The 19,305-nt window shown below is 44.7% G+C and carries 23 protein-coding genes and 2 tRNA genes; 8 read left to right on the top strand and 17 right to left on the bottom strand.

The window, feature by feature from the left end; translation table 11 throughout:
* Nucleotides 1–176 precede the first annotated feature (176 nt).
* The 4 genes from ACWA2B_RS03230 (at nucleotide 177) to ACWA2B_RS03215 (ending at nucleotide 3,466) form a co-directional block, all read left to right on the top strand.
* Nucleotides 177–851, top strand: coding sequence for a Crp/Fnr family transcriptional regulator (locus ACWA2B_RS03230; RefSeq protein ID WP_029516642.1), 675 nt, complete (start codon nucleotides 177–179; stop codon nucleotides 849–851).
* A gap of 76 nt (nucleotides 852–927) precedes the next feature.
* Complete coding sequence (locus tag ACWA2B_RS03225; protein ID WP_449291689.1) at nucleotides 928–1,740, top strand: DNA alkylation repair protein; 813 nt, start codon at nucleotides 928–930, stop codon at nucleotides 1,738–1,740.
* Between the two features lie 88 nt (nucleotides 1,741–1,828).
* Entirely contained in the window at nucleotides 1,829–2,218 is a 390-nt protein-coding gene (locus tag ACWA2B_RS03220) for a DUF4183 domain-containing protein (protein ID WP_238437662.1), read from the top strand.
* A gap of 111 nt (nucleotides 2,219–2,329) precedes the next feature.
* Nucleotides 2,330–3,466 carry a hypothetical protein gene (locus tag ACWA2B_RS03215; RefSeq protein ID WP_069012187.1) on the top strand — a complete coding sequence of 379 codons (1,137 nt, stop codon included), beginning with the start codon at nucleotides 2,330–2,332 and terminating at the stop codon, nucleotides 3,464–3,466.
* Between the two features lie 127 nt (nucleotides 3,467–3,593).
* Here ACWA2B_RS03215 and ACWA2B_RS03210 read toward each other — a convergent pair whose 3' ends face one another.
* From ACWA2B_RS03210 to ACWA2B_RS03195, 4 genes are all read right to left on the bottom strand, one after another.
* A complete protein-coding gene (locus ACWA2B_RS03210) occupies nucleotides 3,594–4,145 on the bottom strand; it encodes an ABC transporter substrate-binding protein (RefSeq protein ID WP_449291688.1) in 552 nt (183 codons plus the stop codon).
* 19 nt (nucleotides 4,146–4,164) lie between these two features.
* Nucleotides 4,165–4,503 (bottom strand): hypothetical protein, encoded by a 339-nt coding sequence (locus ACWA2B_RS03205; protein WP_449291687.1) that lies wholly within the window; start codon nucleotides 4,501–4,503, stop codon nucleotides 4,165–4,167.
* Nucleotides 4,504–4,535: 32 nt separating this feature from the next.
* Nucleotides 4,536–4,715 (bottom strand): hypothetical protein, encoded by a 180-nt coding sequence (locus tag ACWA2B_RS03200; RefSeq protein ID WP_449291686.1) that lies wholly within the window; start codon nucleotides 4,713–4,715, stop codon nucleotides 4,536–4,538.
* Between the two features lie 234 nt (nucleotides 4,716–4,949).
* A complete protein-coding gene (locus tag ACWA2B_RS03195) occupies nucleotides 4,950–5,828 on the bottom strand; it encodes a radical SAM/SPASM domain-containing protein (RefSeq protein ID WP_049816948.1) in 879 nt (292 codons plus the stop codon).
* A gap of 228 nt (nucleotides 5,829–6,056) precedes the next feature.
* Between ACWA2B_RS03195 and ACWA2B_RS03190 the strand changes: the two genes are divergently transcribed.
* The 3 genes from ACWA2B_RS03190 to ACWA2B_RS03180 are packed head-to-tail and all read left to right on the top strand — an operon-like array spanning nucleotide 6,057 to nucleotide 8,480.
* The gene (locus ACWA2B_RS03190; protein ID WP_069011193.1) at nucleotides 6,057–6,812 is read left to right on the top strand and encodes a helix-turn-helix domain-containing protein; all 756 of its coding nucleotides are present in this window, start codon (nucleotides 6,057–6,059) and stop codon (nucleotides 6,810–6,812) included.
* Between the two features lie 16 nt (nucleotides 6,813–6,828).
* On the top strand, nucleotides 6,829–7,479 hold the full coding sequence (locus tag ACWA2B_RS03185) for a GNAT family N-acetyltransferase (protein WP_449291685.1): 651 nt from the start codon (nucleotides 6,829–6,831) through the stop codon (nucleotides 7,477–7,479).
* A complete protein-coding gene (locus ACWA2B_RS03180) occupies nucleotides 7,476–8,480 on the top strand; it encodes an alpha/beta hydrolase family protein (protein ID WP_318626763.1) in 1,005 nt (334 codons plus the stop codon). The genes ACWA2B_RS03185 and ACWA2B_RS03180 overlap by 4 nt, the downstream gene beginning before the upstream one ends.
* Before the next feature lie 157 nt (nucleotides 8,481–8,637).
* Here the strand turns inward: ACWA2B_RS03180 and ACWA2B_RS03175 are convergent.
* The 3 genes from ACWA2B_RS03175 to nrdR form a co-directional block, all read right to left on the bottom strand.
* Nucleotides 8,638–8,710, bottom strand: a tRNA-Lys gene (locus ACWA2B_RS03175).
* A 12-nt stretch (nucleotides 8,711–8,722) separates the two neighbouring features.
* Nucleotides 8,723–8,798, bottom strand: a tRNA-Ala gene (locus ACWA2B_RS03170).
* A 129-nt stretch (nucleotides 8,799–8,927) separates the two neighbouring features.
* A complete protein-coding gene (gene nrdR, locus ACWA2B_RS03165) occupies nucleotides 8,928–9,395 on the bottom strand; it encodes a transcriptional regulator NrdR (protein WP_013309614.1) in 468 nt (155 codons plus the stop codon).
* Between the two features lie 105 nt (nucleotides 9,396–9,500).
* Here nrdR and ACWA2B_RS03160 point away from each other — a divergent pair, with 105 nt between their 5' ends.
* Nucleotides 9,501–9,725: an alpha/beta-type small acid-soluble spore protein gene (locus ACWA2B_RS03160; RefSeq protein WP_025685069.1), complete on the top strand. Its 225-nt coding sequence runs from the start codon at nucleotides 9,501–9,503 to the stop codon at nucleotides 9,723–9,725.
* 116 nt (nucleotides 9,726–9,841) lie between these two features.
* Here the strand turns inward: ACWA2B_RS03160 and ACWA2B_RS03155 are convergent, their stop codons facing one another.
* From ACWA2B_RS03155 to ACWA2B_RS03110, 10 genes are all read right to left on the bottom strand, one after another.
* Nucleotides 9,842–10,405: a lytic transglycosylase domain-containing protein gene (locus ACWA2B_RS03155; protein ID WP_029516633.1), complete on the bottom strand. Its 564-nt coding sequence runs from the start codon at nucleotides 10,403–10,405 to the stop codon at nucleotides 9,842–9,844.
* Complete coding sequence (gene coaE / locus ACWA2B_RS03150) at nucleotides 10,402–10,998, bottom strand: dephospho-CoA kinase (RefSeq protein WP_039269909.1); 597 nt, start codon at nucleotides 10,996–10,998, stop codon at nucleotides 10,402–10,404. The genes ACWA2B_RS03155 and coaE overlap by 4 nt, the downstream gene beginning before the upstream one ends.
* 11 nt (nucleotides 10,999–11,009) lie before the next feature.
* The gene (locus tag ACWA2B_RS03145; RefSeq protein ID WP_029516631.1) at nucleotides 11,010–11,801 is read right to left on the bottom strand and encodes an MntP/YtaF family protein; all 792 of its coding nucleotides are present in this window, start codon (nucleotides 11,799–11,801) and stop codon (nucleotides 11,010–11,012) included.
* Between the two features lie 111 nt (nucleotides 11,802–11,912).
* On the bottom strand, nucleotides 11,913–12,743 hold the full coding sequence (mutM, locus tag ACWA2B_RS03140) for a DNA-formamidopyrimidine glycosylase (RefSeq protein ID WP_029516630.1): 831 nt from the start codon (nucleotides 12,741–12,743) through the stop codon (nucleotides 11,913–11,915).
* Nucleotides 12,744–12,814: 71 nt separating this feature from the next.
* Nucleotides 12,815–15,469: a DNA polymerase I gene (gene polA, locus ACWA2B_RS03135; protein ID WP_318626765.1), complete on the bottom strand. Its 2,655-nt coding sequence runs from the start codon at nucleotides 15,467–15,469 to the stop codon at nucleotides 12,815–12,817.
* Nucleotides 15,470–15,646: 177 nt separating this feature from the next.
* Nucleotides 15,647–16,306, bottom strand: coding sequence for a phosphate signaling complex protein PhoU (phoU, locus tag ACWA2B_RS03130; RefSeq protein WP_025721993.1), 660 nt, complete (start codon nucleotides 16,304–16,306; stop codon nucleotides 15,647–15,649).
* A 39-nt stretch (nucleotides 16,307–16,345) separates the two neighbouring features.
* The gene (pstB, locus tag ACWA2B_RS03125) at nucleotides 16,346–17,104 is read right to left on the bottom strand and encodes a phosphate ABC transporter ATP-binding protein PstB (protein WP_029516628.1); all 759 of its coding nucleotides are present in this window, start codon (nucleotides 17,102–17,104) and stop codon (nucleotides 16,346–16,348) included.
* Nucleotides 17,105–17,231: 127 nt separating this feature from the next.
* A complete protein-coding gene (locus ACWA2B_RS03120) occupies nucleotides 17,232–17,696 on the bottom strand; it encodes a methyl-accepting chemotaxis protein (RefSeq protein WP_449291684.1) in 465 nt (154 codons plus the stop codon).
* A complete protein-coding gene (locus tag ACWA2B_RS03115; protein ID WP_449291683.1) occupies nucleotides 17,693–18,355 on the bottom strand; it encodes a CBS domain-containing protein in 663 nt (220 codons plus the stop codon). The genes ACWA2B_RS03120 and ACWA2B_RS03115 overlap by 4 nt, the downstream gene beginning before the upstream one ends.
* Nucleotides 18,356–18,514: 159 nt before the next feature.
* The gene (locus ACWA2B_RS03110; RefSeq protein ID WP_013309604.1) at nucleotides 18,515–19,246 is read right to left on the bottom strand and encodes a response regulator transcription factor; all 732 of its coding nucleotides are present in this window, start codon (nucleotides 19,244–19,246) and stop codon (nucleotides 18,515–18,517) included.
* Between the last annotated feature and the right edge of the window lie 59 nt (nucleotides 19,247–19,305).

The following is a 19,305-nucleotide window of genomic DNA, read 5'->3' as shown; positions in this document are numbered from 1 at the left end:
ATTAATCATGTATATCTATTTTATACCAACCTCTCTTTTATATAAATCCAACAGATTCCCCAAAATTCATTATTCACTCTATCGCAAACAAGTGAGTAATAGAGGTCAAAATACCTTATAGAAGCTATAATTGTATTATGATTCTGTATACCCTGTGCAACCGAAAAGGAGAACATATGAATAGCATTCAATATTTGTCCCAATTTAATTTGCTTCATAGTCTCTCATTAGAAGATTTAATTGAAATGGATCAAATGACCTCCATTACGACTATACCGAAAAAAAACTTTATACAAACTCCAGAGACCTTTTCCGAGGGACTTTATTTTGTGAAAAAGGGCAAAGTACGTCTATATAAGCTAAATGCTGACGGGAAGCAATTTACTTTGGATATCCTCCGCGAGGGAAATGTATTTGGTGAAATGGATATGATTTCACTAGGAACAAGGGAGATGTATATAGAAACGATAGAAGAATGCGATATCTGCCGTATGGACAAAGACCGATTCGAGCATTTTTTAATAGAACATCCCAGGTTCATGATGAACATGATCAAGGTGTTAAGTGACCGAATTTCAGGAATGAGCAGTCTGGCCCAGCATTTAGCTTTGGGAAATTTACAGGATAAAATTTTGTATATTCTTCTGAAATTGTCCGATCAGTTCGCCCTCCAAAGCCGTGATGAGTATTGCAAAATCAATTTCCCTCTCTCTCATCAAGAAATTGCGAATCTGGTCGGGGCCACCCGTGAGGCTGTAACAGCTGCTCTTCAGGAGCTTGTCAAAGAAAAGGTCATTAAAACCGGCTTTAAGACGGTTTACATCCATCGCGAAAAGTTAGTGAAGTTGTAAACTACATTACATCTATACTCCACCCCAAAAAAGTATCGTATACCTATCAGACAATTTACGATATGGAGTGGATGAAATGTTACAACGAAAAGGTGCTCGCAAAGGGGCAGATATTCCTAGTGATGTGCTTCAGCTGCTACAGCAAGGGCGGCTTCAGACGGCGAATCTCACCGAATGGCTGGCTGTCGATCATGTTGTACTATTGCAAAATACTCTTGATGAATTTGACTTGCAGCAATCATTCGATGTCTTCCTGACCGAATTGAATGAGCTGAAGGAAAAGAAGATCATGAAAATGATACCCGCAATCGCGCGAGCGTGGCTTCATGTGTTTGAGCAACAAGCGATAGAAGAACGTATTCGCATCTTTGATGCGATGGCCTCGCATCTTTCAGACAGCATTCGCTGCTGGGCTGCCTACATCATCGGGGTTGATCCCTGTTTAAGTGTAGAGGAAAAATTGGCTGGCATTCGCCCCTTTGCAGCGGATTCCCATTTCGGAGTACGTGAAATAGCCTGGATGGCCGTGAGAGAATCCATATCCTTGCAACTGCTTGAAGGGCTTGCCCTGTTAGACAGTTGGGTGCGAGATGAGGATGCTAACATACGTCGTTTTGCCATTGAATTAACCCGGCCACAAGGCGTTTGGGCCAAGCACATCCCTGAACTAAAAGAACATCCCGAGTTGGCTCTTCCTCTCTTGAAGGCTGTTCAGTCCGATCCGGTCAAATATGTCCAGGACTCCGTTGGCAATTGGTTGAATGATGCCAGCAAAACCAACCCGGAATGGGTTCTTCAAGTTTGTAATGCATGGCTGATGGCTTCGGATACTAAAGAAACGAAGCGAATAGTAACCCGTGCCCAAAGAAGCTTGAACAAAGAGAAATAATTATAAGACTCCTCCCCATCCAATCCATATCTAGAATATTCACATAAACTATGATATTTATCTGGAGTATTGGGAATGAGGAATTCCTATGTCTATTATTCGAATCTATCTGGAAGCAGACAGTATCGTATCTGGAAACATTGCTATCACAACAAGTATCAATGTCACTCCAGTGGTTAATCGTTACACAGCTATTGTCGTGCTTGGTAATATATTTGGTGGAGTGACCACTATCCCAGCACAATATTTCATGAATGATAGTGGTACTTCAGTCGCGACAAACAGTCTTGTTGTTCCGACCAGTAGCGGATACTACAATGTATTTGTAAATGGGACGTTGCAGCGAGGCGGCTTAACAACGCTTTCTGCTACAAACCTAATTATAAATACAGGCCTGATTGTTGGCGCGACAGTAGTCGTTGAAGTTATTAATTTCAACTCTAGTGCCTCCTCAACCTCTGTCAACAATGTTCAGTAACGACTACCATAAGCGACTGAGCTACGTAAAACAGGACAAACGCCTCTTTTTTATAATTTTATAAAAGGGTAAAATTTCCTTTGTAAATATGAAACAGAGGGAGTTATTTCCATGAAATTCAATTTTGCGCATTTCCGATTTTATGTTATTGCACTGATCGCAGTGCTCATGCTTACCAGCTGCACCTCAAAAAATGCTGCAACTGCAGTCCAAACAAATTCTGATGTAGACAATGCGACTCATAGTACAACAGTTGTAGACAAAGAAAGTCAGCCTGTTCTACCCGTCACAGAGTCGCTGCCTCATACCGTTACCTCGGATAAGGATCTTGTGGCTCTTACCATTCCCGCTGGCTGGCGTAAATTTAAACAGGGACAACTGGATTCGGTGCTTAGTGTTTGTGACAAAGAAAAAAAGAATGTAGGTCTGGTTTTCCGTGTCCCCAAGTCAGCTTTTGCAAATAATATGACGCTCGACGAATTCGTACAGCAACGTGAAGAAATCTCCGCATTGGGCCTAGAAAACTTTAAGGCTGTGGATACTACCCCAATCCAGATTGATTCCACAACCGCGAGAACAGCCGATTATAGCGGGAAATACAATGGCCAACAGGTCTATTACTTCAGTGCCATGTTAGAGAGTAAGCAGCACTATCTTCAAGTATTAATCTATTCAAGGGGAGGCTCTGCAGTAGAACAACATCACGAATTTGCAACTATAGCCAGCTCCTTGAAAGTCTTAAGCGACTCACAAGTTAAGCCAGACCTTCGCTCAACAACTATTTTGAAAACATTTAAAAGTGAAGATGCCACGCAACAAATTCGTCTCCCTTATATATGGAAGACTGGTTTAATTCTTAATCCAGATGCGCTAATTCAAGCTTGGTATGAAAAAAACGATGCATACATGACGATCATCAAGGATTGGAAATCTGAACTGCCGTATGAGAAATCCTCAATGATCACATTAAAAGATTACGCTGAGTTTTCAGCTCAATTAGTACTCAAAAGGTCTGGAAAAGGGATTATTTCGACAGGACCAGTAAAGGTCAATATAAACGGGAATCAAGGCTTGCAATACGAAGTATGGGTAGAGAGTGATAAAGTAAAAATTGTATATCTAATCACTTATTTGGAACATTCCGACTCATTCTCTCAAATTATTTTTTGGACGAGAGCTGATTATTACGATAATCAAAAATCTGAATTTCAAAGATACACCAAAACATACAGAGAAGAAGAAATATAGACATGATAAAATCCGCCAAACACTTAGGAATCTTTGTGTTAAGCGGATTTTGTCTATATGACTATCACAGCTTGAAATTCTAAAAGCTTCCCCTTGTTTAGATAGGAGATGTTACTTGTACATCCTTTTATTTTTTGTGGGCTAATAAGAGATTAACTATGGTATCCAGCTGAAGGCCTTTCCATAGCTCACTATGCAGAATCTGATTAGCCCCTTCATCTTCTGAACCGTATACAAAGATGTGATCTCCCATATACTCGGGTAAAACCTCAAGTGAAATATTTTCAAATCCTTCTTTCATATTCAATGCCTTCTTGGTAGGTGGCAGCTTTAGCATCTGATAAATGGTCGGACTTCCGTAATTGCCGCCTTTCGCTGCCAAAACATATATCGATTTATTGGCGACTTGTACAATTGAAACCGTCTCTCCGTCCTTAACGATACCTTGAATTTTCGTTCTGGCCTCTGCAGCTTTCTTCTCGTATTCAGTAATCCACTGCTCGGCTTCTTTCTGCTTGCCAAAGATTTCACTGATTCTACGGAATTTATCCAGTGCTTGAACTGCCGCTTGTCCATCGCTGTTGGATGTTGTCGCTGTATGATTAGCCTTCGTTTGCGAACTTCCATTTGTATTCGTCGGAGCCGAGCAAGCTCCCAGCATCAATGATAAACACAGCATAATCATCATGGCCGTTATTTTAACTCTTCCGTGCATGAGCCTGCGATACAAGGTCGGGCTTAAGAGGTTCGATGCCCTGCCAATACAACTGCTGCAACAACTCGTATACAAATTGATGAAACAAGGCTTTAACATGCAGTTTGCCAAGTCCAGAAGCTCCACGCCATTCTTGCTCCAACAGCTTCACTTTCTCGTACAGGGACAGCGGGTAATGTGGTGCGAAAGCATACTGATTCTGAAAGGGATTTTCCTTTTCCAGCAATTGTGCTATCTCTTTGCGATCAGGCAGGGCCAACGTCGCCCTGTACAAAATGATGTAATATTCAAGCACATCCTCCGCCAGGATACTCAGGCACATTCCTTTTCCGCCATGCAGTACATGGAAACGCTCTATCCTGTGAATACTGTATCCAACCGTACCCGTGCGCTTCCACGCACGGCATATAAGAACGCACTGGCAGGAAGTCGATAGGCTCGAAGCTCCTCTCCTTTTTCGATCTTCCTATGACGAACATCCACCACCTGTATAAAAACATGATTCCACAGCAAAATGTGATCGTTCAACTTCATTACTACCGCTCAGCCCCCATCCAAACCGTTCCTTCAATTCTTATTCCGTCCTATCAGAATTAAATTTATTATAATTGATAATCATTCTCACAAGCAATCGAATATATCCAACTTCCTCTGAACAGTTTAAAACCATTAATTATGTATATATCAAAATATAAGTAAAAAAGCCCTGCAAAAGGGCTATCTTTCTTGCGATTCATTCTACTGTCGATTAAAGCTCTACCTGTATGACTATGTTCCAAATCGTTTGCGGTACCCGCATTTTCGGCATAACTCTTCTACCGCTTCTCTTTTGGAGAACCCGAAGTACAGACGATTTGCACGCTCCCCTTCCACAATGTCGGAAAAAGATTGCTCATGCACGTTACCTAAATTAATGACACCTTCTCCATCCAGACAGCAAGGGACCACCGTTCCATCCACCAATATCGCTGCTTGGCTACGGAGTGCATGGCAAAAGCCTTTTCCGTCATCTTCCGGGGCACTGAGGCTCGGCCATTCAAATTCGTGGTCCTGATTCAAATAAACGTTTGGTGCAATTTTGACCCCACTACCCGGTATCACCTTTTCCTCAATCCGATAGTCCAGTCCAAACTCTTGCTCCAGTCGTTCAAGTGTTTCCCGGTTGCGCTGACGCTGCACATTAGTCAAATTATCTTCAGTCAAGTTCCAGAGACGGAACGAAATAATGACATTGTGTTTCACCGCTTCTCTTACAAACGTGAAGATATTACCCAAATATCCTTCTCGATCCACGGAGCCTTCATGTCCGTCAAAACTATGGAGAGAGAAGTTCATCTGACGCAGCGCTGGTTGCCCAAGCAGCTTATGTTCGGTCTTCGGCAGCAAGGTACCATTAGTGGTAATATTGACCTTTAAGCCTTTCTCATGAGCACTTTCCAGTAAAAGATCAATTTTCGGATGGAGCAACGGCTCTCCTTTTACATGCAAATAGATATAATCTGTATGTGGTTTGACCTGATCAAGCACATTTCGAAAAACTTCCGGATCAATAAATTTTTTGACACGCTGTGTTTGAGGACAAAAGCTGCATGCGAGATTGCAAATGCTCGTTATCTCAATGTATACCTTTTTAAAAGTTTTCAACATGATTTCCCCATTCTAACCTTCATCCTGAGCATCTTGTTTATGCTCACTAATCTTATGATTATAACGGGTTATTACCGACAGGTAAACTCTCCAGTCTCCCCCTTGGTGTGGGCATCAAATGCTCGACACCTACGCCTATCCAAGATTTGTTTGATATTTTCTATTGACCCTAGGTCTGACCTAAGGTTTATAGTGGAGTTATTCAAATATCAGTAAGGAGTCCTCTCATTGAAAGAACACATTACGATCAGCCAGCTTGCTCAGCTTATGAATGTATCTGTACATCAACTGCGATATTTTGAAGAAAAGGGAATCCTCTATCCATCACATACTGAAGAAAATCAATATCGGATGTACGGGCTTCATGAGATTTATCAGCTATCGCATATTTTATTACTACGTAAATTAAATGTCCCTGTCGGTCAGATTCAAGAATGTATGACTTCCTATGCTGCCGATGATTATAACCAGCTTTTAGAGCATTCGTTGCAAAAAGTACAAGCTGAAATAGCTAACTTAAAGATGCATGAACAGTTTATTCACAAAGTGTTAGAAGAATATAATAATCGGACCCAGCAGGGCGATGAGTATCAAGTCAAACGATTAGGTCCCCGTCATTTAAAGCTATGGTTTGCATTAGAGAATGGTCAAGAGTTCACTGCCGGAAACCTATTTGAACACCGCCCTGCCCCACCTCGATTATTTGAAAATGACATGCATTACTTGCCTGATGCTGGACAGTTGAAGCTGTGTTATGAAACGGCGGATGTGGCTGACTATATTCTGGAAGAAGGCAACTATCTTTATAAGCATCTTTCCGTCATTGAAGAACCTGAGATTGATTATGAGATCAAACAAATGGAACGATATGTAGCTCATCACCAATATAACTGCCAAAGCAAGATCATTCTAGTAGAAAAATCTTATCTTTCGATGTTCGACAACAACAAGCTACAATATGAAATTCAAGTCAAAGTAGAATAAATCTTGGAGGTGTTACATGAGTGCAAAATCTTTTGACATTGTTGCATACCAGAAACAAGACCATGAAGCTGTTTGCAGTCTTTTAGTCGAATCGTTTAAAGCACAATTCCAATCTCTTGTTACACTAGAGGATCAAGCTACACAGCAGTTGTTAATGCAGGTTTGGGTTCAAAATCCTTATTCTACATCTATGAAACAATTTGTAGCCAAAGAAAACGAAGAAGTTATCGGTGTTCTTTCCCTTAAATGGAAACCCTCCTACTCTTCACTTCCTGAAACAAACCCCATTTCTTTGACTCCGCTCCTAAAGCAGTTTGGTTGTTTCAATGTATTTAAATTTTTGGCAGGTATGCATGCGCTAGAGTATACCCCTGCTGCAAATGAGTGTTACATTGATCATTTGGCGATTCGTTCAAGTCATCGTAATCAGGGAATAGGACGCCATCTTGTAGCTTTCGCACAGCAATTTTCGGTTGAATCTGGTTTTCATGCATTGACGCTTCACGTAGCGCATAAGAACCAAGGGGCTATCCGTTTGTATCACCAACTGGCGTTTGAAGTAAAACAATCCAAATATAATGGGTTACGGCATTTTTGGTTCAAGGAGCCTGTATGGCATCTGATGAGTTGGCAAGAGAACCTGCATTCGAGGAGAGAGCATCATTGAAAAAAACACTCAAGCTTACTTTTGGTATTGCGGCAGCTCTGGCTGTTGCCTTGGTACTCATTGTTCTATATCAAAATTCCTACAAGATGACAGAAGAAAAAATACAAATCACGACACCTAAAGGGCTGTTAACAGGTACATTAACTTTGCCTAAAAACTACTCGGGAAAAATTGGATTGGTTATTTTTGTCCATGGGGATGGTCCTATTAATGACACCTATGATGATGGATACAAACCACTGTGGGAAAAGTTCGCTTCCAAGGGTTATGCCTCCTTGTCACTGAATAAGCCCGGTATTAACAGCGCTCCTGGCAATTGGCTCGCCCAAAGCATGGAGGACCGCGCACAGGAGATCCGATATGCAATAGACTGGGCAAGAAGCTTACCTATGATTGATAAGCAAAAAATCGGCCTATGGGGAGCCAGTCAAGCAGGATGGGTCATTCCGAAGATCGTTAAAGAGGAGCATGATATTGCATTCAGCATCCTTGTATCGCCTGCCGTGAACTGGATTTCCCAAGGACAATTTAATACCAGAAAAGAACTGGAGCGAGAAGGAGTTACTCCGCAAGAAATTCAAAAGACATTGAACTACGATCAAGAGATTCTACAGTTACTGAAAAGACAGGCTTCTTATGAAGAATATCTAAGCATAGCCGATCCTGACGATATGATTTCCAAAGAAAGATGGAGCTTTATACGCAAAAATTTTCTGTCTGATTCCACCGAAGAATTAAGTCACTTCCATTCTCCTGTACTCTTGGTTCTGGCTGGAAAAGATATTAATGTTGATGTAAAGGATACCGAGCGAGTCTATCACCAGAAAATCCCCGCAGAGCTACTGTCCGTGATTCATTTACCTGAAGCCGACCACTCCATGATGGATGAAAAAATCGCGCGTTCAAAATCTCTAACTTTTTTAACAGCCGTATTCGCCCCAAGAAAATTGGTGAATGACGAGTATCTCGAAATCCTTGCCAATTATGTAAGTGAGCGTTAAACAATGATGTTTTTTCCAAACTTCTTTTGAATATGCTAGGATCTGTTTTCTGTGCATTCAGTTACGCGCTCATTCAACTCATAACTGTTCTCGGTTAGACTGGGAATAGATCTATAAACAACAAAAAAACGGCATCTCTGCCGTTTTTCTAAAAGGATGGACTCTCAGGGACTCGAACCCTGGACCAATTGATTAAGAGTCAACTGCTCTACCAACTGAGCTAAGAGTCCATAATAAAAGTTTGGTGGAGCCTAGGGGGATCGAACCCCTGACCTCATCGCTGCCAGCGATGCGCTCTCCCAGCTGAGCTAAGGCCCCATCATAAGCAAGTTTTATCAACGTTTCAAGCGACTTCTATATCATATAAAATATTTAACCCTGTGTCAATACTTTTATAAAAAAATATAATTTTCTCCCTTCATGGCCCAGAAAAGATACAGTCAGCGATCAGTCGCTGGCTGTATCTTTAGATAACAGTGTTTTCAGTTCCTTCATAAACATATTGATGTCTTTAAACTGACGATAGACGGACGCAAAACGTACGTAGGCGACTTCATCCACTGGGTAGAGCTGTTCCATGACCAGCTCACCAATCTGCTGGCTATCCACTTCTGTGGCTGCTGTGTTGCGGATAGCATTCTCCACCTGGGATACGATCATATCCAGTTGCTCGACGGATACTGGACGCTTCTCGCAGGCTCGAATGAGACCGCGCAGCATTTTATCACGACTAAACTCTTCACGGCTGCCGTCTTTTTTGATGACCATGAGAGGGGTTTCCTCCACCATTTCAAAGGTGGTAAAACGCCTGGCACACTGCTCACATTCACGGCGGCGACGGATGGACTTGTTATCATTCGCAGGTCGCGAATCCAGCACTTTCGTGCCATTGTAGGCACAATACGGACATTTCATAATCTCACCACTTTCTTTTTCCAATAAATTCCCGAAGACTTTTAGTAATAATTTTGTCAAAACAGATCATAATATGTTTACCATATCGCGAGGAGGTGAACAACAATGGCACAAGGAAACAATGGCAACTCCAACAATCTGGTAGTCAGCAGATCCTCCGGCGCTCTGGAGCAAATGAAATTTGAAATCGCTCAAGAGTTGGGTATCAGCATTCCTCAAGATGGATACCAAGGTAATATGACTTCCTATGAGAACGGTTCGATCGGGGGCTACATCACAAAACGCCTCGTAACGATCGCCGAACAACAATTGGCAGGTCAATACCAATAATCGCGGTAATAATGCAAAAATAACAAGAAAAAGTGTCTGGATGGGCTGGTAAAAACAGCCTGTCCAACGCTTTTTTCATTTTAAAGCGAAAAGCTCATCATGTCATTAACTTGGATTTAAAAATCATTATAAATTTTCGTGTATTGCCTGTAGTAATAAATGACCCGCTGTACATAATGTCGTGTTTCACCAAAAGGGATTTGCTTGATGGACTCTTCTTTTCCATCCCACACTCCCTTATCCAGCCACTCTTGAACTTTACCCGGCCCTGCATTGTAAGCAGCTACGATTGCTACAGGATTATCCTGAAACTTTATGGATAGGTTATGCAAATACCAGGTTCCCAGCTCAATATTGGTGCCAGGCTCGTGCTTGACACTGTCCAGCGGAACCTTTTGAATCTGGGCGCTGTCCATAATCCAATTTGCCGTATTCGGCATAATCTGCATCAGCCCTAGCGCCCCCTTATGTGACTGCTTACTGGTTTTAAAATTGGTTTCTACACGGATAATAGACGCCACCAAAAATGGGTCTACTTCATACGTCTGTGAATACTGCCGAATCTCATCCTTATATTGAATTGGATAGAACCAAGACATCCAATTTGAATTAAGGAATAGAATCAGGACAAACCCGACAAACAAAATGAGCAGGACTCTTTTCTTTCGCAAAATATTCATGCAAGTCCCTTCCGCTGCCAAAATTGATCAATTTGTCGCTTCGTCTCAGTCTGTGTTCCGCTATTATCAATAACGATATCGGCTAAGCTTTTCTTTTGCTCAATATCCATTTGTGCGGACAGCCGAAGTCCAGCTTGCTCCTCCGTCAGACCGTCTCTGAGCACCAGACGCTGGAGCTGAATATCACGTGGTACGTACACAACCATAATTTCCTCGTACAAGCTCTCAAGCCCCGACTCGTACAGTAACGGAATATCTGCCAAAACAAGCTTGTTCGGCTGTTCCCGTTCGAATGCTTCCATGCGCATACGCATTTCCTCACGAATAGCAGGATGTGTAATATCGTTAAGTGCCTGCCGCTGGGCAGGGTCTCCGAATACAATCTCTCCCAGCTTTTTGCGATGCAGAGTTCCGTCACTGTTCACTATAGCTTGTCCAAAATGCTGTATGACCGCCGCCAACACCGGATGCCCCGGAAGCATCACTTCCCGGGCAATGGCATCTGCGTCGATCAGCAGCGCACCTTTGGCGACCAAAAGAGCCGACACGGTGCTTTTTCCGGTAGCAATACCTCCGGTTAATCCGATATTCATGCTCTTTCACCTCATAACAGCTTCAATATGCCCATCATAATCAGTAATAATGCCGGCAATACACCCAGCGCCTTCATAAATCGAAATGCTGATAGAAAAAAGCCTGCCTTCATCCCTGCAATCAAAAATGTTCCACTGAATAACGTAATAGCCAGCGCAGTAGACAGTGGCTGAAAACCAAGCATAGCTGCCCCGAGTCCCGCTCCGAACGCATCGACCGATAATGCAATACCCAGCCAAACCGCTTCGGTAGCAGATATACTGCCGGAACGGTCCATATCCGCAGCAGACGGGCTTCGAAGAATCCGAATAACAAGCCCCCATTTGCGAAACTCCAGAGAAAATACTGTTCGTTCCTGCTGCTCCACAGAAGCTTCTGCCGACAGATCTTTTCTTGAGCTGGGGAAAGACTCGGTATCAGCATTCTCCATACCCTCCTTCTCCCCAAGAACAGATCTGCTCGCTGGATCAGTCTGTTTTGTAAGAAGCAGACCCCGAGAGGGCTCCACTGAATCCTCTGGCAAATCCTCTTTGCGGTGCAGAGCTTGAATCAAAGAGTAACAGCCAATACAGATCAGGATGACAGCACCGAAAACGGTCGTATATACAGGAGACAGGACACGAGATAGTAATGCGCCCAATTGCATGGATATGCCGATCACCAAACCTGAACATACGGAGATGATAGCAATCGACAACAGTGGAATTTTCATTTTGCGCAGACCATATGTAACACCGACTCCGAAACTGTCCAAACTTAGCGCAAATGCCAGTAACAGCAGGGCTCCCCAATGATTAGCCACTCCAATTCCCTCCCATTGCGAAGGCAGGGTCTTATAACAACCGAAATCCTCCGCAGTATTGGTACTTGGAACAATATATGAGAGGGATGGGCTTGGGGTGACTGCGCCTGTTTAGCGCAGAGGCTGGCAGACCGGACAATGATGTGTGCCCCGTCCGGCTACAACAGATTTTTCGATCAATGTACCACAGTTGATGCAAGGCTTCGCGTTACGTCCATAGATTTGCAATTGATGCTGGAAGTCGCCCGCTTTGCCCTGTCCATTCACGAACGATTTAATGGACGAGCCTCCAACCTGAATGGACGCACCTAGCGTGGAGACAATCGCCTCATGCAAGACATGAAATTGGCTATCCGTTAGGCTTTTGGCTGGCTGTGCTGGATGAATCCCCGCCTTAAACAACGATTCATCTACATAGATATTCCCGATGCCCACCACATATGACTGGTTTAACAGCGCTGCCTTGATCGAAGTCGAACGAGTTCCAACAGCGGCACGCAGCATTTCTGGTGTAAAGGCCTCGTCCATCGGTTCCAGGCCAAGTTTGTTCAGCGGCTTTTCCAGCAAATCCTGTCCTGCTGGAAATAAGTGCATCGTGCCAAACTGGCGCACATCCTGATAACGCAGCTCCGTACCATCTTTAAAATGAAAGATGACATGGGTATGCTTTTCCACAGGATCATGTTGTGAATATAATCCATATCGCCCTTCCATTCGAAGATGGGAGACCAGCACCAGCCCGTCCAGCAAAATCCGCAGAAACTTTCCGCGTCTCTCCACCCCTGTAATCCGGTGATCAGCCAATTCCATGGCAAAAGCGTGGATATCATCGGGCCGTTGAATGATCCGCGGCAGATTCACAGTGACATGATCTATATGTTTATCAACGATAAGCTCGTTTAGCGTTCGTTTAATGGTTTCTACTTCCGGTAATTCCGGCATGATGTCTTCACCTCACCCTATATTATAACGGAAGCAGCGTCAAATTGGGACTATCTACTCATTGAAATATCTTATTTGGCCTCATACCAATTGCTGCCATAGCTTACTTCGGCTTTGAGCGGCACAGCCAGCTTTAATGCAGCTTCCATGGTAGCCGGGACAAGCTCTTTCATCGTTTCCATTTCCTCAGGCGGAACCTCGAATACAAGCTCATCATGTACTTGGAGCAGCATTCTGCTACGAAGATTACGTTCACGTAGCGCTTTATCCATCTGTACCATCGCCAACTTGATAATATCGGCTGCGGTGCCTTGAATCGGCGTATTCATCGCTGTACGCTCGGCGAATGAACGCAGGTTGAAATTGCTGGCGTTAATCTCCGGCAAATAGCGTCTGCGTTCCAACAGCGTTTTTACGTAGCCGTCCCGCTTCGCATCCTTCACAATATCATCCATGTAACGGCGAACGCCTTGGAACACATCAAAATACTGGTCGATAAAGCGAGCCGCTTCCTTCCGCGTAATATTCAAATTTTGTGACAGACCATAATCACTGATCCCGTAGACAATCCCAAAGTTGACTGCCTTCGCAGAACGCCGCATATTGGAGTCCACATCTTCCGCTGCTACACCGAACACATCGGATGCGGTCTTGGTGTGAATGTCCATATCGTGGACAAAGGCTTCCTTCAAACGTTCATCATCCGAAATATCAGCCAGCACCCGCAGCTCAATCTGTGAGTAGTCTGCCGCCAAAATAGACCAGCCCGGTTCGGACGGAACAAATACTTTGCGGATTTTGCGACCTTCTTCAAGACGAATCGGAATGTTTTGCAAATTCGGAAATTGACTACTCAAGCGTCCAGTTGCTGCAACCGTCTGCCGGAAATACGTATGCACCTTACCCGTTTTCTCCGAAATTTCTTTAAGCAATCCTTCAACATACGTCGATTGGAGTTTGGCAATGGTACGGTACTGCAAAATGTTTTGTACAATATCATGATAGGGGGCCAGCTTTTCCAGTACCTCCGCATCGGTCGAGTACCCCGTTTTCGTCTTTTTAATGACAGGTAAACCCAGTTTATCAAACAAAATCTCACCCAACTGCTTAGGCGAATTCAGATTGAACTCTACTCCGGCAATGCTGTAGATCTCGTTCACCAACGTTGCGATCTGGGCTTCAAATTCTTTACCCAAAGCACGCAGTTCTTCTACGTTCACCAAAATGCCCTGCTTCTCCATATCCGCCAAAATGCGGGACAACGGCATCTCCAGCTCATGAAACAGCTTGTGCATTTCCGTTTTCTCCAACTCAGCCTGCTGCACAGGCACCAAAGCTTCAATCACCGCTGCCTTACGCGCCACATGATCAGACAGTACATCCACGTCAGGAACTTTATATTTAGCTCCTTTGCCGAACACTTCTTCGTCAGGACGGATCGAAGACAAGCCATATTTGGCTGCCAATCCGCTCAATGTCTGGTTTGCATCAGTTGGGTCCAGCAAGTATCCTGCCAATTGCACATCAAACTCGGCACCTGCAAACTCAATTCCATGCCAGTGTAAAGCCAAATCCGTACGATGCAGATCATGACCGCGTTTTTTGCGTTCAGGGTCAGCAAGCCATTCGCGAATAGGTGTAGCTGTATCGCTTTGCAGTACATCCAGTGTCATAAAAAACTGCTGTCCCGTTGCGGCAAATATCAGACCTACGATGTCAGCATGATGCGGATTATCGCCATGCGTCTCAACATGCAGCACATCCACATGATCCAACACTTCTACCAATTCGCTAATCCGCTGCTCATCCAGCACTGTTACGTCAGCCGCGGCTTCCTCTACGTCTACCCCAGTACTGCCAACCTCACCTGAAAAAGATAAACGTTCCAGCAAGGACTTGAACTCCAGCTTCGCCAGAGCTGGCCCGGCTGTTTCTGCTTGCAGCCCGCCGAAGGCCACATCTTCCAGCTGCTTGTCCAACGTTACGTCCCGATAAATGGTCGCCAAATCTTTGCTCATTCGCGCATCGTCAGCATGTGTCTCAACGCGTTCTTTCATTTTACCCTTCAGCTCATTCGTGTGCGCCAGCACTTCTTCGACTGAACCGTATTGATGCAGCAGCTTGAGCGCTGTTTTTTCACCCACGCCGGGAATACCAGGAATATTGTCCGACGTATCGCCCATCAGGCCCTTAAGATCAATAATTTGCAGCGGCTTCAGCCCATATCGTTCCTGAATTTGCTCAGGTCCATACGTCTCCACCTCAGTAACCCCTTTGCGAGTCAAGCCGACTGTGACATGGTCTGAAGCCAATTGAAGCATATCCTTGTCCCCGGTCACGACCAGCACATTGAAGCCGGCTTCGTCCGCTGTCTTGGACAGGGTCCCTATAATATCGTCCGCCTCATAGCCATCCAATTCAAACTGGGCAATGCCGAAAGCGGTCAATAGCTCTTTCAGCAACGGAAATTGCTGGGACAGCTCTGGCGGGGTTTTCTCCCGTCCACCTTTGTAATCCTCGTATCCCTTATGGCGAAACGTTATTTTACCGGCATCGAAGGCAACCAGCATATGTGTTGGTTTGTGCTCCTCTAAGAGCCGCAATAACATCGTCGTAAATCCGTATACCGCGTTCGTCTGTTGCCCGCTCGAATTCGTTAACGGTGGCATAGCAAAAAACGCCCGGTAAATGATACTGTTACCATCTATAAGCATGAGTTTATCCATTTAGCACCTCGCAAGTTCATCAATGCATTCGTAACGTTCTTACGTTTTACGCATTCCTCTTCCTATCTTAACATACAAGACTCCTTTTTCAGAAAAAAACGGCTGCTTCCTAACCAAATTTGCCTTTTGCTCAAAGACAAGTCTGGGTCAGAAACAACCGCTATATACCTGAAAGCTCTACTGGTTCAAATCTGGTCTCTCCCCTGTCACGAGATATACAGTGCTTTCACCGATATTCGTAGCATGGTCACCAATTCGTTCAATGTATCGTCCTACAAGCAACTGCAGCATAGCTTGTGAAGCCTCTGCCGGCTTTTCTACCATAAAGGCGTACAGATCGCTGATCATGTGGCTATACATGGAATCCACACGATCATCCTCTTTGGCCATTTTGTAGGCCAGATCTGTGTTTTCATCCAAATAGGATTTGATCGCATCATCTATCATTTCTTTAACAATGGAAGCCATGTGCGGAATATCCACCAGCGGCTTAATGATCTGCTGCCCTTCCAGACGAAGGGTCACCTTGGCAATATCAAGTGCCAAATCGCCCATTCGTTCCAGATCACTGGAAATTTTAAATGCAACAATGATTCGGCGCAAATCCTTCGCTACCGGCTGCTGGGTAATAATGAGCTTGGAACCCATATCGAGAATATTCTCTTCCAGCGTATTGAGGGATGCATCATTTTTGACCACCTGCTGAGCCAATTCTGTATTTTTGGTCTGCAAACATTCAATGGCCTGATCGAGCGCCTTCGAAACGTGTGCACCCATTTCGCGCAGTACGGCTCTCAGTTCGTCTAACCCTTCATCAAAACCTTTTCTACGTATCATTTCGAAGTCACCCCTTCTGGCATATTCATCTGGTAGGCTTTAGCCAAATCGCCCTGAAATATAATCTTCCGTACGTGAATCTTGCGGCGTGGAAAACATCGTCTGTGTGTCCGCCGCTTCCACCACAACACCATTCAAAAAGAACGCAGTTCTACCAGACACACGCGCTGCCTGATGCATGTTATGCGTCACCATGACAATGGTATACGTGTCTCGCAATTCCTGAACCAGTTCTTCAATTTTCATCGTGGAGATCGGATCCAGCGCAGATGTCGCCTCGTCCATAAGCAAAATATCTGGTTGTACAGCAAGCGCCCGGGCAATGCACAACCGCTGCTGTTGTCCACCGGACAAGCTCAGAGCTGAACGCTTCAAAAAGTCCTTGACCTCTTCCCAGAGTGCCGCCTGCCGCAGGCTTTGCTCGACCAATTCGTCCAACTTGTCCTTTTGCCGAACTCCATGCAGACGCGGGCCGTAAGCCACGTTATCATAAATCGATTTGGGAAACGGGTTAGGCTGTTGAAAAACCATTCCCACCTGCTTCCGCAGAGTTTCTACTTCCATAGTATCGCCGTATATATCCTGACCTGCGATACTCACGGTGCCTTCAATACGTGTTCCCGGTATCATGTCATTCATCCGGTTTAGCGTACGCAGCAGGGTCGATTTGCCGCAGCCGGACGGGCCGATAAAGGCAGTTACCGTTTTTTCAGGAATATCGAGGTTTATATGTTTCAGCGCGTGAAATTTCTCATAATATAAATTCAGCTTATCAATCCGGATTACGGAATCATTCATGGATTTATGATCTCCTTCGTGTTGCAGTTATGATCCTCAAGCATTGCACCTGATTTGCACAATATGAAGATTATATAAGCTGTGTGTAAATTTAGTGTGGTGGATTTGTTAACGGTATGTAAAATGATCAAGAACTTAGCATGAGCTCAAGCTCCTGCGCAATTTCGGCTGCATTTAAAGCTGCTTCCTCTGCGGAACGGGACATTTCGCTGTTTTTGGCTTCAATTTCATCGACGGCCTGCAGTAGTTTGGCAAAAGTTTGTGTTCCGGCAGAAATATATTGAGAACCTGTATGAATCTGCTGCATACTCGTATCCGTCAGTTCAGCGGTGTCACGCAGCATTTGCTCGATATGGGTGAGTAAGCCTGTAATCTGCGTGGAAAAAGCTTTCGTCTGGAGTGACATATTCCGCACCTCCTGAGACACAATCTGGAAGCCTCGCCCGTGTTCGCCAGCATGCGCCGCTTCAATGGACGCGTTGATCGCCAGCAGTCCGCTGTGATCTGCCAATGCACGAATGGATGAGGCCATGCCCGCAATGTCATTCAGCGATTGCGTCAACGCCGTCATTTGCTCATGCTGGCGTTTCATTTGCTCCGTAACCGCACGATAGAGAGCAAAACATCCTCCAGTTCTACTTTGCCACGACGGGATAATTCACTCATTGAGCGGGTTAGCCGCACACTGTCATCGGCCTCTTTAGCTGCATCCAGCACAGTCAGCTGAATACGCTGGACTCCGTCATAGCTATGCCGAATCACATCTCCCCGCTCTTCGTCCGCTTCTCTTTGCATTCGCTGCACGACGGACAGGATATCACGAATCGTGAGTACACCGAGTAACCGTGTTCCTTCCTTAATCAACACACAATCGTAAAAACGCTGATCTTCGCGCAGCATCGCCAGTTCCACAATGTCCGATGCCTGGCTTTTCAGATCCACAATTAATGTATCGGGGTCGGCAAATAGGGCCGCAGGCTTGTCATAGAACAACGCCGCAGCAAATCTGCCCGTAAAATGGCGATTGTACGCATCTCTCATAATAATGCCCAATGGAAGATCATTTTTATCCACAACAATGACACAAGGAATATCTTCCTGTGTTTTCATAAGGGCTAACAGTTCTTTACAAGACATATCCGTACCAATGATCGGAACCTCCCGGCATGGCACATAGGTAGTAATCGACTTGTATGCTTCACGTTCAATCACGGCAGTGGAATTCGGCTGGGTCTTTGGTTCCGTTATCATCGTTCTGAAGTCCCCTTTTTTTAACTACTTGGAGTGACGGAAACATCATATCGGTCATTTGTTGATTCTAGCGACTAGTTTTGTTAATGAAATGTAAAATCACAAAATGGACACAAAGGTCCCCGGACACTGCCCTGAATAAAGAAAAACGCTCCTCATTTATAATAAATGAGAAGCGCTTCTTTTTTTATTTACAACCAGCTTGTACCCCACTCCACGGATTGAATCAATATGAACCGAGTCGGGATCTAGCTCCAGCTTTTTACGTAAGGAACTGACGTGTACATCTACGGTCCGTTGCCCGCCAATGTAGTCAAAACCCCAAACAGCATTCATCAGATCATCTCGGGTTAATACCACACCCGGCTTGCGGGACAAATAAAGAAGCACCTCAAATTCCTTTGGTCTTAAGCTGATGGACTGACCTCCAAGAATGACTTCATATTTTTCAGGGTAAATCTCCAGCTCGCCCAATTGAATTTTGGAGCTATCTTTCTGATCAGACAACACTCCTTCATCCCCACCGGAAGTTCTTCGCAGCACAGCCGTCACGCGGGCCAACAGCTCAGAAACGCCAAAAGGCTTCGTGATGTAATCATCCGCACCCGACTTCAGCCCTTGGACAACCTCGGCTTCACCGTTTTTGGCCGTTAAGATAATAATAGGCGTCGTCAGCCCCTGATGGCGAAGTCTGCTCAGAATGTCCAGCCCGTTCATTCCCGGCAGCATCAAATCCAGCAGGATCAAATCGTAGGACTCTCTGGAGGCTTTCTCAAACCCGGCACTGCCATGATCCTCCGTATCCACTTCGAAGCCTTCTTGTATCAAATTGTAGGATAGCAATCTGGCAAGCGTTGGTTCATCCTCAATAACCAGCAAGCGTTGTCCCATAAATAACTTCATCTCCTGTTTACCTGTTAAAGGCGCATTGGTCAAAATCCTGAAACTTT

Source organism: Paenibacillus sp. CMM36, assembly GCF_053570945.1.
Note: the sequence above shows the minus strand (reverse complement) of the source record. Positions and strands in the feature narration are given on the sequence as shown.